At 64.9% G+C, this 13,759-nt stretch carries 11 protein-coding genes and 2 tRNA genes; 12 read left to right on the top strand and 1 reads right to left on the bottom strand.

Features of this window, described 5'->3' with window-relative positions; all coding sequences use genetic code 11:
* The first annotated feature begins 85 nt into the window (after positions 1-85).
* Both carB and greA read left to right on the top strand, forming a co-directional pair.
* Positions 86-3,319, top strand: a complete 3,234-nt coding sequence (carB, locus tag J0A90_RS11765) for a carbamoyl-phosphate synthase large subunit (protein WP_207036207.1) — start codon at positions 86-88, stop codon at positions 3,317-3,319.
* Positions 3,312-3,788 carry a transcription elongation factor GreA gene (greA, locus tag J0A90_RS11760; RefSeq protein ID WP_035476167.1) on the top strand — a complete coding sequence of 159 codons (477 nt, stop codon included), beginning with the start codon at positions 3,312-3,314 and terminating at the stop codon, positions 3,786-3,788. The genes carB and greA overlap by 8 nt, the downstream gene beginning before the upstream one ends.
* A 119-nt stretch (positions 3,789-3,907) precedes the next feature.
* Here the strand turns inward: greA and J0A90_RS11755 are convergent, their stop codons facing one another.
* Positions 3,908-4,234 carry a YhbY family RNA-binding protein gene (locus J0A90_RS11755; RefSeq protein ID WP_207036204.1) on the bottom strand — a complete coding sequence of 109 codons (327 nt, stop codon included), beginning with the start codon at positions 4,232-4,234 and terminating at the stop codon, positions 3,908-3,910.
* 277 nt (positions 4,235-4,511) lie between these two features.
* Between J0A90_RS11755 and rlmE the strand changes: the two genes are divergently transcribed.
* The 10 genes from rlmE to nusA all read left to right on the top strand — a co-directional run bounded on the left by rlmE (position 4,512) and on the right by nusA (position 13,738).
* Positions 4,512-5,171, top strand: a complete 660-nt coding sequence (gene rlmE / locus J0A90_RS11750) for a 23S rRNA (uridine(2552)-2'-O)-methyltransferase RlmE (protein ID WP_207036202.1) — start codon at positions 4,512-4,514, stop codon at positions 5,169-5,171.
* 288 nt (positions 5,172-5,459) lie between these two features.
* Entirely contained in the window at positions 5,460-7,424 is a 1,965-nt protein-coding gene (gene ftsH, locus J0A90_RS11745) for an ATP-dependent zinc metalloprotease FtsH (RefSeq protein WP_035476169.1), read from the top strand.
* A gap of 234 nt (positions 7,425-7,658) precedes the next feature.
* Complete coding sequence (gene folP / locus J0A90_RS11740; protein WP_233076727.1) at positions 7,659-8,528, top strand: dihydropteroate synthase; 870 nt, start codon at positions 7,659-7,661, stop codon at positions 8,526-8,528.
* Positions 8,521-9,906, top strand: coding sequence for a phosphoglucosamine mutase (gene glmM, locus J0A90_RS11735; RefSeq protein ID WP_207036198.1), 1,386 nt, complete (start codon positions 8,521-8,523; stop codon positions 9,904-9,906). The genes folP and glmM overlap by 8 nt, the downstream gene beginning before the upstream one ends.
* Before the next feature lie 79 nt (positions 9,907-9,985).
* Entirely contained in the window at positions 9,986-10,735 is a 750-nt protein-coding gene (gene tpiA / locus J0A90_RS11730; protein WP_207036196.1) for a triose-phosphate isomerase, read from the top strand.
* Between the two features lie 4 nt (positions 10,736-10,739).
* Complete coding sequence (gene secG, locus J0A90_RS11725; RefSeq protein WP_207036194.1) at positions 10,740-11,120, top strand: preprotein translocase subunit SecG; 381 nt, start codon at positions 10,740-10,742, stop codon at positions 11,118-11,120.
* Positions 11,121-11,199: 79 nt separating this feature from the next.
* Positions 11,200-11,286 (top strand) — tRNA-Leu (locus J0A90_RS11720).
* 118 nt (positions 11,287-11,404) lie between these two features.
* Positions 11,405-11,481 (top strand) — tRNA-Met (locus J0A90_RS11715).
* 159 nt (positions 11,482-11,640) lie between these two features.
* Positions 11,641-12,102 (top strand): ribosome maturation factor RimP, encoded by a 462-nt coding sequence (gene rimP / locus J0A90_RS11710; RefSeq protein WP_106418827.1) that lies wholly within the window; start codon positions 11,641-11,643, stop codon positions 12,100-12,102.
* A 142-nt stretch (positions 12,103-12,244) separates the two neighbouring features.
* A complete protein-coding gene (gene nusA / locus J0A90_RS11705; RefSeq protein ID WP_035476175.1) occupies positions 12,245-13,738 on the top strand; it encodes a transcription termination factor NusA in 1,494 nt (497 codons plus the stop codon).
* Positions 13,739-13,759: the final 21 nt, after the last annotated feature.

Here is a 13,759-nt window from a genome sequence, read left to right as displayed (position 1 = left end):
TGATGCGAACAGCCAGCAGCGGGATTTGACTCTTTCAGGGCCGGCGGCCGTCGCCGGCACCACCTTATTCGACGAGTGTTAGCGCATGCCAAAACGTACGGATCTCGACAGCATTCTGATCATCGGCGCCGGCCCCATCGTCATCGGGCAGGCGTGCGAATTCGACTACTCCGGGGCCCAGGCCTGTAAGGCGCTGCGCGAAGAGGGTTATCGCGTCATCCTGGTCAACTCCAACCCGGCCACCATCATGACCGACCCGGTGATGGCCGACGCCACCTATATCGAGCCGATCACCTGGCAGGCGGTGGAGAAGATCATCGAGCGCGAGCGCCCCTCGGCGATCCTGCCGACCATGGGCGGGCAGACCGCGCTCAACTGCGCTCTGGATCTGGACAAGCACGGTGTGCTGGCCAAGCACGGCGTCGAGATGATCGGCGCCAACGCCGACGCCATCAACAAGGCCGAAGATCGCGACCTGTTCGACAAGGCGATGAAGAACATCGGCCTGGAGTGCCCCAAGGCCAAGGTCGCCCACACCATGGACGAGGCGTGGGAGATCCAGGGCGAGCTGGGCTTCCCGGTGATCATCCGCCCCTCCTACACCATGGGCGGCTCCGGCGGCGGCGTGGCCTACAACAAGGAGGAGTTCGAGGAGATCTGCGGTCGCGGGTTCGAACTCTCCAACAACCACGAGCTGCTGATCGACGAATCCTTGCTGGGGTGGAAGGAGTACGAGATGGAGGTCGTTCGTGACAAGAACGACAACTGCATCATCGTCTGCGCGATCGAGAACTTCGACCCCATGGGCGTGCACACCGGCGACTCCATCACCGTGGCCCCGGCGCAGACGCTGACCGACAAGGAGTATCAGATCATGCGCAACGCATCGCTTGCGGTGCTGCGCGAGATCGGCGTCGAGACCGGCGGCTCCAACGTGCAGTTCGGCGTCGATCCGAACACCGGGCGCATGGTGGTGATCGAGATGAACCCGCGGGTGTCGCGCTCCTCGGCGCTGGCGTCCAAGGCCACCGGCTTCCCGATCGCCAAGATCGCCGCCAAGCTGGCAGTGGGCTACACCCTCGACGAGCTGCAGAACGACATCACCGGCGGTGCCACGCCGGCCTCCTTCGAGCCGTCGATCGACTACGTGGTCACCAAGATTCCGCGTTTCACCTTCGAGAAGTTCCCTCAGGCCAACGACCGCCTGACCACCCAGATGAAGTCGGTCGGTGAGGTGATGGCGATCGGCCGGACCTTCCAGGAGTCGATGCAGAAAGCGCTGCGCGGCCTGGAGATCGGCGTCGACGGGCTCGACCCCAAGGTCACCGACTTCGGTCCCGAGAACATGGCGCTGATCCAGGGTGAGCTGCAGGCCGCCGGCGCCGACCGTATCTTCTACGTCGCCGACGCCATGCGCAGCGGCATGAGCGTGGACGAGGTGTTCGCGCTGACCAATATCGACCGCTGGTTCCTGGTCCAGCTCGAGGAGCTGGTGCATCTGGAAGGCGAGGTGGCCAAGCGCGCGCTGCACGACTTCGATGCCGACGAGCTGTTCCGGCTCAAGCGCAAGGGCTTTTCCGACGCGCGTCTCGCAGCGCTTTGGGGCGTGGCCGAGAGCGAGGTGCGCGCACGTCGCCACCAGCTCGATATCCGCCCGGTCTACAAGCGTGTCGACACCTGTGCCGCCGAGTTCGCTTCGAGCACCGCCTACATGTACTCCACCTATGAAGAGGAGTGCGAGGCCGAGCCCTCCAGCCGCCAGAAGATCATGGTGCTCGGCGGTGGCCCCAACCGCATCGGCCAGGGCATCGAGTTCGACTACTGCTGCGTCCACGCCGCGCTCGCCATGCGCGAAGACGGCTACGAGACGATCATGGTCAACTGCAACCCGGAGACCGTCTCCACCGACTACGACACCTCGGACCGGCTCTACTTCGAGCCGGTGACCCTGGAGGACGTGCTCGAGATCGCCGACAAGGAAAAGCCGGTCGGGGTGATCGTGCAGTTCGGCGGCCAGACCCCGCTGAAGCTGGCCCGCGCCCTGGAGGCCGCCGGCGTGCCGATCATCGGCACCACGCCGGATGCGATCGACCGCGCCGAGGATCGCGAGCGCTTCCAGCAGATGATCGACAAGCTGGGGCTCAAGCAGCCGCCCAACGCCACCGCGCGCAGCTTCGAGGACGCCTTCGTCAAGGCCGAGAAGATCGGCTACCCGCTGGTGGTGCGGCCCAGCTACGTGCTCGGCGGCCGGGCGATGGAGATCGTCTACTCGGCCGAGGAGCTGGAGCGCTACATGACTCACGCGGTCAAGGTCTCCAACGACTCGCCGGTGCTGCTCGACCACTTCCTCAAGGCGGCGGTCGAGATCGACATCGACGCCGTCTCCGACGGCGAGCAGGTGGTGATCGGCGGCATCATGCAGCACATCGAGCAGGCCGGCGTGCACTCCGGTGACTCCGCCTGTTCGCTGCCACCCTACTCGCTGCCCGCCGACGTCCAGGACGCGATGCGCGAGCAGGTCAAGCAGATGGCGGTCGAGCTCAACGTGGTCGGCCTGATGAACGTGCAGCTGGCGTGGCAGGATGGCGAGATCTACGTCATCGAGGTCAACCCGCGCGCCTCGCGCACGGTGCCGTTCGTCTCCAAGTGCATCGGCACCTCGCTGGCCCAGATCGCGGCGCGCTGCATGGCCGGCAAGACGCTGGCGGAGCAGGACTTCACCTGCGAGATCATCCCGGGCTACTACAGCGTCAAGGAAGCGGTCTTCCCGTTCAACAAGTTCCCCGGCGTGGATCCGATCCTGTCGCCGGAGATGAAGTCCACCGGTGAGGTGATGGGCAGCGGTACCACCTTTGCCGAGGCCTTCTACAAGGCACAGCTGGGCGCGGGGGAAGCGATTCCCAAGCTCAGCGGCGAGCGCAAGGCGTTCCTGTCGGTGCGCGAGCCGGACAAGCAGGGTGTTATCGAGGTTGCCCAATCTCTGCTAGCCTTGGGCTTCGATCTCGTGGCGACCCGTGGCACGGCCCAGGCTCTGGAGCAGGCCGGGCTGACGGTCGCCGTCGTCAACAAGGTTTATGAAGGCCGTCCGCATATCGTCGATCTGCTCAAGAACGACGAGATCGCCTATATCGTGAATACCACGGAAGGCCGTCAGGCGATCAATGACTCCTCGGTCATCCGGCGTACCGCGCTGGCACGCAAGGTTCCCTATGCCACGACGTTGGCCGGGGCGCGTGCCGTCTGCATGGCGCTGGAGTATGGCAACGAGATCACGGTGCGGCGGCTTCAGGAACAGCATGCAGGAGCAGTCAATGAATAAGGTCCCGATGACCGTCCACGGCGAGCAGGCGCTGCGCGAAGAGCTCAACCATCTCAAGGGCGAGGAGCGTCCGCGGGTGATCGCGGCGATCGCCGAGGCGCGCGAGCATGGCGATCTCAAGGAGAACGCCGAGTACCATGCCGCGCGTGAGCAGCAGGGCTTCATCGAAGGGCGCATCCAGGAGATCGAGGGCAAGCTCTCCAATGCTCAGGTGATCGACGTGGCCAAGATGCCGCGCACCGGCAAGGTGATCTTCGGGGTCACCGTGGATCTGCTCAACCTGGAAACCGACGAAGAGGTGCGCTATCGCATCGTCGGTGAGGACGAGGCCAACATCAAGGCGGGCAAGATCTCGGTCACCTCGCCGATTGCCCGGGCCCTGATCGGCAAGAGCGAAGGCGATGTGGTCAACGTGCGCACGCCGGGTGGCGACGTGGAGTACGAGATCTCCGGCGTCGAGCATATCTGATCGCACGCGCGCAGCTGCGCGTCGGTCAAACGGCGTTGAAAGCGAAAGAAGCCGCGACACTGTCGCGGCTTCTTTTCATTCGGGCGCCTTCTGATGTCTGCGGTTCGCAGGCCTCGGACTCAGTGGCGGCCGTGGTGGTTCTCGGCGCGGGCGATGTTGGAGAGTTTGGGGTTGGCCTTGGGGTTGTGGCGGTAGAGCAGCGCCACCTTGCCCAGGCTCTGGACCAGCTCGGCGCCGGAGACGGCGATCAGCTCTTCGATCATCGCCTGGCGATCCTCGCGCTCGGGGATCGCCAGCTTGACCTTGATCAGCTCGTGGTCGCGCAGCGCGCGCTCGAGTTCCTGCTGGGCGCCTTCGCCAAGACCGTTCTCGCTCACGGTGACGACCGGCTGGAGATGGTGGCCGATGCTGCGGAAGGCTTTCTTTTGTGCCGATGACAAGCTCATGGTAACCTGACCGTTGGACTTCACTAATAAGATTTAGCGGTGCTGCAATCGGTCCCACCACCGCACTGTCGAAACGCGCATGGTACGGGTTTCGGCAGCGCCAGGAAAGGCGGCAGGCGCCAAAGCCCTTTGTGACACGGCCGATTCCGGCGTGTGTCCGGCCGCTGCACCCGGCTTCTCCCCCCTGGTTGCGTGGTCCGGCAGCATCCAGCGGCCCGTTCCAGCGGCCGATTCCCGTTTTCGTTCCATCATTTTTCGTATCCGCAGGTGGCCATTCGTGACCCGCTCCTCGACACCAGGCAAGACCGGCGCCGCGACGCGGCAGAGCAAGAGCAGCGCCGGCTGGCTCAAAGAGCACTTCGACGACCGCTACGTGCAGCAGTCGTGGAAGGATGGCTACCGCTCGCGGGCCAGCTACAAGCTGCTCGAGCTCGATCAGCGCGACGCGCTGCTGCGCCCGGGGATGGGCGTGATCGATCTGGGCGCGGCGCCGGGCGGCTGGAGTCAGGTGGCGGCGGAGAAGGTCGGCGCCGAAGGGGTGGTGATCGCCTCCGACATCCTCGAGATGGATGCGCTGGCCGGGGTCAGCTTCATTCAGGGCGATTTCACCGAGGAGAGCGTGCTCGAGGCGATTCTGGCCGAGCTCGGTGAGCGGCCCGTCGATCTGGTGCTGTCGGACATGGCGCCCAACATGAGCGGCATGGCGGCGATCGATCAGCCGCAGGCGATGTATCTGGTCGAGCTGGCGCTCGACCTGGCCCGGCAGACGCTCTCGCCCGGGGGCAACTTCCTGGCCAAGGTGTTCCAGGGGGAGGGTTTCGATGACTACCTGCGCGAGCTGCGCGCCAGCTTCACCAAGGTGGTGACGCGCAAGCCGGAGGCGTCCCGGGCTCGCTCGCGTGAGGTCTACCTGCTGGCCCAGGGGTTCAAAGGTTAGGCAGCGCCCGGGTTGGGCGTCGAGCCAGGGTTGGGCTTCGACAGCGCGCCCATCGAGAGCAGAGACAAAGCAGTATCGGGATAAAGACAAGGCAGTATCGGGATAGAGCAGATTTCAGGGCCGGTTCGAGGCGGCATTCACCACCTCGGCAGGCCGATACACGTGGTGTCTATCTGACCGACTTTCGCGCGGACACGGCTTGCAAGCATGGCCGCGAGCCCCCATCTGAGGTAGGGTCGAGAGCATGGCAGACGCAGGCGGCGAGATTCGTACTATGAGGGTGGTGTCTTGAACGACATGGCGAAGAATCTAATTCTCTGGTTGGTCATCGCAGCCGTGCTGCTGACGGTGTTCAACAATTTCAGCGTGGATAGCTCGCCGCAGACGATGAGCTACTCCCAATTCGTGCAGCAGGTGCAGAACGACCAAGTGCGCAGCGTGACCATCGATGGCTACACCATCAGTGGCGAGCGCAGCGACGGCACCCAGTTCCAGACCATCCGCCCGGCGGCGCAGGATCCCAAGCTGATGGATGACCTGCTGTCGCACAAGGTCACAGTGGTCGGCAAGAAGCCGGAAGAGCAGAGCCTGTGGACGCGGCTGTTGATCGCCAGCTTCCCGATCCTGCTGATCCTGGGCATCTTCTTCTTCTTCATGCGCCAGATGCAGGGCGGCGGTAGCGGTCGCGGCGGCCCCATGAGTTTCGGCAAGTCCAAGGCCAAGCTGCTCAGTCAGGATCAGATCAAGACCACCTTCGCCGACGTCGCCGGGTGCGACGAAGCCAAGGAGGAAGTGGTCGAGCTGGTCGACTTCCTCAAGGACCCCTCCAAGTTCCAGCGTCTGGGCGGCCAGATTCCCCGCGGCGTGCTGATGGTGGGGCCGCCGGGGACAGGCAAGACGCTGCTGGCCAAGGCGATCGCCGGCGAGGCCAAGGTGCCGTTCTTCTCCATCTCCGGCTCCGACTTCGTCGAGATGTTCGTGGGTGTCGGCGCTTCGCGTGTGCGTGACATGTTCGAGCAGGCCAAGAAGCAGGCGCCCTGCATCATCTTCATCGACGAGATCGACGCCGTCGGCCGCCATCGCGGCTCCGGCATGGGCGGCGGCCACGACGAGCGCGAGCAGACGCTCAACCAGCTGCTGGTCGAGATGGACGGCTTCGAGGCCAACGACGGCATCATCGTTATCGCCGCCACCAACCGTCCCGACGTGCTCGACCCGGCGCTGCTGCGCCCGGGCCGCTTCGACCGCCAGGTCACCGTACCGCTGCCCGACATTCGTGGGCGTGAGCACATCCTCAACGTGCACCTGCGCAAGGTCCCGATGGGTGACGGCGTCAAGGCCAGTATCATCGCCCGCGGCACGCCCGGCTTTTCGGGTGCCGATCTGGCCAACCTGGTCAACGAGGCGGCGCTGTTCGCGGCGCGGCGCAATCGCCGCACCGTGAGCATGGAAGAGCTCGAGCTGGCCAAGGACAAGATCATGATGGGCGCCGAGCGGCGTTCGATGGTGATGTCCGAGAAGGAGAAGCTCAACACCGCCTATCACGAGTCCGGACACGCGATCATCGGCCTGCTGATGCCGGAGCACGACCCGGTCTACAAGGTCACCATCATCCCGCGCGGGCGTGCGCTGGGGGTGACCATGTTCCTGCCGCTGGAGGATCGCTACAGCTACTCGCGCCAGCAGATCATCAGCCAGATCTGCTCGCTGTTCGGCGGCCGTATCGCCGAGGAGATGACGCTGGGCCCCAACGGTGTCACCACCGGCGCCTCCAACGACATCAAGCGTGCAACCGAGCTGGCCCACAGCATGGTCGCCAAGTGGGGTCTCTCCGACGAGATGGGGCCGCTGATGTACGACGAGGACGAGTCGCACCAGTTCCTCGGTGGCCCGGGTCAGGGCGGCGGCAAGCTCAACTCCGGCGAGACCTCGACGCGTCTCGACAAGGAGATCCGCCGCATCATCGACGAGTGCTACACCACGGCGGAGAAGATCCTCGAGGAGAACCGCGACAAGCTCGACCTGATGGCCGAAGCGCTGATGCAGTACGAGACCATCGACGCCGATCAGCTCAAGGACATCATGGAAGGGCGCAAGCCGCGTCCGCCGAAGGACTGGGACGATCAGGGGCCGAGCGCCGGTACCGGCGAGCCGGTCGGCGGTGGCGAGGCGCAGCCGGACGAGGACGAGCCCAAGGACGAGGAGCCGGGTCGACGCCCCTCCGATCCGCTGGGCGGGCCCGCCGGTTCCTGAACCGGACGCCGCTTACACCGTTCCACTCGCAGCAGGGCGCCGACAGGGCGCCCTGTTGCGTTCTCGGCGGTGTGAGTTTGTCAGCGCCCTTGTGTCTGGTGGCGTAGCGCTCGTGTCCGGTGCGTAGTGCTTGTGCTCGGAAGCCAAGCGCTTGCGTCCGGCGGCGGCGCTGCTTAGAGTGACTCTCTTTTTTTGATCGATTCTTTTTTCCCGCTTCTTGGCGAGCCGAGGCCCATGACGGAAACGCCCCACGCCGGATCGATGCTGCACTGCGGCAAGCACCTCTTAGACCTCACCCGTCCCCGCGTGATGGGGATTCTCAACGTCACCCCGGATTCGTTCTCCGATGGCGGCCGGCATCAGCGCCTCGACGATGCCCGGCGCCATGCCGAGCGCATGCTCGCCGAGGGCGCCGATATCATCGATGTCGGTGGCGAGTCGACCCGCCCCGGGGCGCAGCCGGTGGCGCTCGACGCCGAGCGCGAGCGGGTGCTGCCGGTGGTCGAGATGCTGGTGCGCGAGTTCGATGCCCTGGTGTCGGTGGATACCAGCGCGCCGCAGATCATTGCCGAGTCGGCGCAGGCGGGGGCGGGGCTGATCAACGACGTGCGCGCGCTGACCCGTGACGGCGCCCTGGCCGCGGCGGCGCAGAGCGCCTTGCCGATCTGCCTGATGCACATGCAGGGCGAGCCCCAGACCATGCAGCAGGCGCCGCACTATGCCGAGCCGATCGAGGCGGCGGTGATCGACTTCCTGCGCCAGCGCGTCGCCGCCTGCGAGCAGGCGGGGATCCCGCGGGCGCGGCTGCTGGTCGACCCGGGCTTCGGTTTTGCCAAGACACTGGAACACAATCTTCAACTGCTCAACCGGCTGGGCGCACTCGACGCGCTCGACCTGCCGCTGCTGGTAGGGGTGTCGCGCAAGCGCATGATCGGCGAGACGCTGGGGCGCGAGGTCAGCCAGCGCCTCCCCGGTGGGCTGGCGCTGGCGGTGATGGCGCTCGAGCGTGGCGCGCGCATCCTGCGCGTGCACGACGTCGCCCCCACGCGTGATGCGATCGACATGGCTTGGGCAGTGCTGCAGGAGCGAGGAGTCCATGAGTAGACGCTATTTCGGTACCGACGGTATTCGCGGCACGGTCGGCGAGGCGCCGATCACCGCCGACTTCATTCTCAAGCTGGGCTGGGCCATGGGGCGGGTGCTGGCGCGTCGGATCGCCGACCAGCAAACGCGTCAGAAATCCCAGCAGGCACCGCGGCCCAAGGTGGTGATCGGCAAGGACACGCGCATTTCGGGCTATATGTTCGAGTCGGCGCTGGAGTCCGGTCTGTCGGCGGCGGGGGCTGATGTCTCGCTGCTGGGGCCGATGCCCACGCCGGGGATTGCCTACCTGACGCGGACCTTCCGCGCCGATGCCGGTATCGTCATCTCGGCCTCGCACAACCCCTATCAGGACAACGGCATCAAGTTCTTCTCCGCCGAGGGGCTCAAGCTCGCCGATGCGGTCGAGCTGGAGATCGAGGCCGAGCTCGACCAGCCGCTCGAGACCATGGCCCCCCATCGCCTGGGGCGTGCGGTACGTATCAACGATGCCGCCGGGCGCTACATCGAGTTCTGCAAGTCGACGGTGCCCAACCGGCTCGAGCTGCACGGCCTGCGCATCGTGCTCGACTGTGCCCACGGTGCCACCTATCACATTGCGCCCAACGTCTTCCGTGAGCTCGGGGCCGATGTCAGCGTGATCGGCGCCGAGCCGGATGGGCTCAACATCAACAACGGCGTCGGCTCGACTCATCCCGAGCGTCTACAGGCGGCGGTACGCGAGCGCGAGGCGGACCTCGGCATCGCCTTCGATGGCGACGGCGATCGCGTGCTGCTGGTCGGCGCCGACGGTACCCTGGTCGACGGCGACGAGATCCTCTACATCATCGCCCGCGACCTGCACGCCCGTGACAAGCTGCGCGGCGGTGTGGTGGGGACGCTGATGAGCAACTTCGGCCTGGCCGCGGCGTTCGAGCGCCAGGGGATTCCGTTCGAGCGCGCCAAGGTCGGCGACCGCTACGTGACCGAGCGCCTGCTGGCCAACGACTGGCTGCTGGGCGGCGAGTCTTCCGGGCACATTCTCTGCCGCCACGTGCAGACCACCGGCGACGGTATCGTCTCGGCGCTGCAGGTGCTCGCGGTGATGGTGCGCGAAAGTGCTACCCTGTCGCAGCTGCTGGAGGGTTTCGAGAAGGCCCCCCAGGCGCTGGTCAACGTGCGCCTGCCCGGCGGCAGCGATGCCAAGGCGCTGCTCGAAAGCCCCGAGCTGCACCAGAGCGTGGCGGCGGTGGAGCAGGAGCTCGGCGATGGCGGCCGGGTATTGCTGCGCCCCTCGGGCACCGAACCGCTGATTCGGGTCATGGTGGAGGGGCGTCCGCGCTTCGACGTCGCCGCGATGGCCGGGCGGATCGCGGCGAGCGTCGAGAATCTGATCACCTGAGGCGGCAGGGAGCGCGAGTTCTCTTGTTGTCTTGCTGTCAAGGCTTTTATACCATGTCGCACCACCGACGGGAGGTAGCATGCGCAAGCCGCTGATCGCGGGTAACTGGAAGATGAATGGCTCGGCGGAACTGGTCGAGACCTTCGCGCGGGCGTTTGCCGAGACGACGCTGCCGGCGTCGGTCGAGGTGCTGATCCATCCTCCCTTTCCCTATCTGCAGGCCGCGTCGGAAGCCTTCGCCGCCACGCCGATCGGGCTCGGCGCGCAGACGCTCAATCCGCTACACGCCGGCGCACGTACCGGCGAGGTGAGCGGCCAGATGCTCAAGGAGTTCGGCGTCGAGTCGGTGCTCGTCGGCCACTCGGAGCGGCGTCAGCTCTACCGCGAGGACGACGAGGCGGTGTTCGATCGCGTGATCGCGGCGCTGGGGGTCGGCATTCGCCCGATCCTGTGCGTCGGTGAGACGCTCGAAGAGCGCGACGCCGGGCGCACCGAAGAGGTGGTGCTGCGCCAGGTGGGCTATGTCATGTCGCGGCTCGAGCCGGCGCAGCGACGTCAGTTGACGATCGCTTACGAGCCGGTGTGGGCGATCGGTACCGGACGCACGGCGACCCCGGCGCAGGCCCAGGAAGTCATGGCGGCGATCCGCGCCTATCAGGCGGGGTTCGACCGCGAACTCGCCGCAGAGCTGCGCCTGCTCTACGGCGGGAGCATGAATGCGAGCAATGCCGCCGAGCTGCTCGCACAGCAGGATATCGACGGCGGCCTGATCGGCGGTGCGTCGCTCAAGGTCGACGATTTCATAGCGATTTGTCAGTCAGCAGGTTGATTTCATGCAGATAGCAGTTTTGATGATCCACGTACTCATCGCCATCGCACTGGTGGTGCTCGTCCTGCTGCAGCAGGGCAAGGGCGCCGAGGCCGGTGCGGCATTCGGCGGTGGCTCCTCGCAGACGGTGTTCGGCTCCCGCGGCAGCGGCGGCTTCCTGTCCAAGCTGACCGGTGGTCTGGCCGCGCTGTTCTTCGTCACCTCGCTGGCGCTGGCCTACTTCGCATCCAGCGCCAGCAGCGCGCCGCAGAGCGGCATTCCCGACGCCCAGGTGATCGAGCAGCAACATAATGGTGCGCCGACCCTTGACGACGGCGACCAAACCGGGAATAATGCTGCGCCAGCACTCGAGGAAGGGACGCCGCAAAAATCGTCAAATCCTTGAGTGAGAAGGAAAACTCGCGAGTGCCAGGTTAGGGTTCGTGAGTCTGTGTCAACGCTATCGAGCGTGACACTCCCCTGATGCCGAAGTGGTGGAATTGGTAGACACGCTATCTTGAGGGGGTAGTGACCTTACGGTCGTGCGGGTTCAAGTCCCGCCTTCGGCACCATCGTCAAGCCTGAGAATCGATCTGGATTCCAGACCTCTGAACGAAACCGGTTGATTGCGTGAATAGCGGCGCTCCTTGACCCATCGCGGAGCCGTTCCTATAATCGCCAACCTGATGTTGCGGGGTGGAGCAGTCTGGTAGCTCGTCGGGCTCATAACCCGAAGGTCGTCGGTTCAAATCCGGCCCCCGCTACCAAGTTTTTTGAAAGGCCCCTTCAAGAGAAGGGGCTTTTTGTTAGCGGCTTTGTCGTTCTCAACTTAGCCTGCTGACGCCAACGTCAGTCAGCCACCTAGCACCTTGCATGTCTCTCAACTCCCGGTCAGGTGCCTGATGCAACTGCTGTAGGAGTCGTCTGTGGTCACCAAGGACGCAGCACTATATGCGATCATCGAACCCGTGGTCACCGCCATGGGTTTCGAGCTGTGGGGCCTGGAGTATCTGGCTCAGGGCAAGCACTCCAAGTTGATGATCTTCATCGATAGCCCCAACGGTATCTCGGTGGACGACTGCGCCGACGTCAGCCGCCAGGTGAGCGGTGTGCTCGATGTCGAGGATCCGATCACGAGCCATTACAGCCTGGAAGTCTCCTCTCCCGGGCTCGACCGCCCGCTCTATACCCTGGATCACTTCTCGCGTTTTCGTGGTCACGTCGTGCAGCTGAAGCTGCGCACGGCGTTCGATGGCCGGCGCAAGTTCCAGGGGCTGCTGGCCGGCGTCGAGGACGACGATGTGCTGCTGCAGATCGATGGCGAAGAGTACTGCTTCCCCATCGAGAGCATCGATCAAGCGCGCGTCGTGCCGCAGTTCGACGACTGACGCCGAACATCACTGTCGGTGGATCGGTAGCCGCCGATCGCGCTGTCGACACCACCCATCGATCACAAGAAGAGGCGCCGGATCCACGCTTCGATGCGAGCAAGGCGTTTCCACAGAACCGGTTTTTCGGCGAGGCATAGGCATGAGCAAAGAGATACTGCTGGTCGTTGACGCCATCTCCAACGAGAAGAGCGTTCCCCGAGACGTGATCTTCGAAGCCGTCGAGGCGGCGCTCGCGAGCGCCTCGCGCAAGCGTTTCGAAGGTCAGGACGTGAGCGTTCGGGTCGAGATCGACCGGCGCACCGGTGAGTACGACACCTTCCGCCGCTGGACCGTGGTCGAAGACGAAGAGTATCTCAGCGAAGAGCGCGAGATCCCGCTGTCCGAAGCCGAACAGCGCGATCCGCCGCTGGCCCTCGGCGACGTCGTCGAAGAGCAGATCGAGTCGGTGGCCTTTGGCCGTATCGCGGCGCAGACCGCCAAGCAGGTCATCGTGCAGAAGGTGCGCGAGGCCGAGCGGGCGCAGATCGTCAAGCAGTACGCCGAGCGCGAGGGCGAGCTGGTCGCGGGTATCGTCAAGAAGACGACACGCGATGGCCTCATCATCGATCTGGGCGAGAATGCCGAAGGCTTCCTGCCGCGCGGCGAGATGATCCCCGGCGAGCGCTATCGCATGAACGAGCGCGTGCGCGCGCTGCTGTGGAAGGTCGATCCGGAAGCCCGCGGCTCCCAGCTGATCCTGTCGCGGACCAAGCCCGGCATGCTGGTCGAGCTGTTCAAGATCGAGGTGCCCGAGATCGCCGAGCAGCTGATCGAGATCAAGGGCGCGGCACGCGATCCGGGCGCCCGCGCCAAGATCGCGGTCAAGACCAACGACAAGCGCATCGATCCGGTCGGTGCCTGCGTCGGTATGCGCGGTTCGCGCGTGCAAGCGGTGTCCAACGAACTGCGCAACGAGCGCGTGGACATCATTCTATGGGACGACAACCCCGCCCAGCTGGTGATCAACGCCATGGCGCCGGCGGAAGTCGCTTCCATTCTCGTCGATGAAGACGCCCATTCGATGGACGTCGCCGTCGCCGAGGACAACCTCGCTCAGGCCATCGGCCGCAGCGGTCAGAACGTGCGGCTCGCCAGCGAGCTGACGGGCTGGACGCTCAACGTCATGACCGTGGACGAGGCCGAGGGCAAGCGCGAGCAGGAAGTCGACAGCCTGATCGAATATTTCATCAACCATCTCGAGATCGACGAAGACGTCGCCCGCATCCTGGTCGAGGAAGGGTTCACGACGATCGAGGAGCTGGCCTACGTGCCGCTCGAGGAGATGCTGGAGATCGAAGAGTTCGATGAGGATCTGATCGAGGAACTGCGAGCAAGGGCCAAGGATGAGCTGCTCAACCTGGCTATCGCCTCGGAAGAGGAACTGGACGGCGCTCAGCCCGCCGAAGACCTTCTCACGATGGACGGCATGGACCGCCACCTGGCATTCATTCTCGCCAGCCGTGGCATCGTCACCATGGAGGACCTTGCGGAACAGTCCATCGAGGATCTGAAGGATATCGACGACGTGGACGAGGAGCGCGCAGCGGCACTGATCATGACTGCCCGTGCGCCTTGGTTTCAGAGCGAAGAGTAACGTGGTCACGGGTTCAGGAGG

This window comes from Salinicola sp. DM10 (assembly GCF_017306975.2).
In the GTDB taxonomy this organism is placed as follows: domain Bacteria; phylum Pseudomonadota; class Gammaproteobacteria; order Pseudomonadales; family Halomonadaceae; genus Salinicola.
The sequence above is the reverse complement of the archived record's forward strand: the minus strand, read 5'-3'. Positions and strand labels throughout refer to the sequence as shown.

Coding starts and splice junctions, on each gene's coding strand:
- carB (WP_207036207.1), top strand. CDS start 86: ATGCCAAAACGTACGGATCTCGACAGCATTCTGATCATCGGCGCCGGC.
- greA (WP_035476167.1), top strand. CDS start 3,312: ATGAATAAGGTCCCGATGACCGTCCACGGCGAGCAGGCGCTGCGCGAA.
- J0A90_RS11755 (WP_207036204.1), bottom strand. CDS start 4,234: ATGAGCTTGTCATCGGCACAAAAGAAAGCCTTCCGCAGCATCGGCCAC.
- folP (WP_233076727.1), top strand. CDS start 7,659: ATGACGGAAACGCCCCACGCCGGATCGATGCTGCACTGCGGCAAGCAC.
- glmM (WP_207036198.1), top strand. CDS start 8,521: ATGAGTAGACGCTATTTCGGTACCGACGGTATTCGCGGCACGGTCGGC.
- tpiA (WP_207036196.1), top strand. CDS start 9,986: ATGCGCAAGCCGCTGATCGCGGGTAACTGGAAGATGAATGGCTCGGCG.
- secG (WP_207036194.1), top strand. CDS start 10,740: ATGCAGATAGCAGTTTTGATGATCCACGTACTCATCGCCATCGCACTG.
- nusA (WP_035476175.1), top strand. CDS start 12,245: ATGAGCAAAGAGATACTGCTGGTCGTTGACGCCATCTCCAACGAGAAG.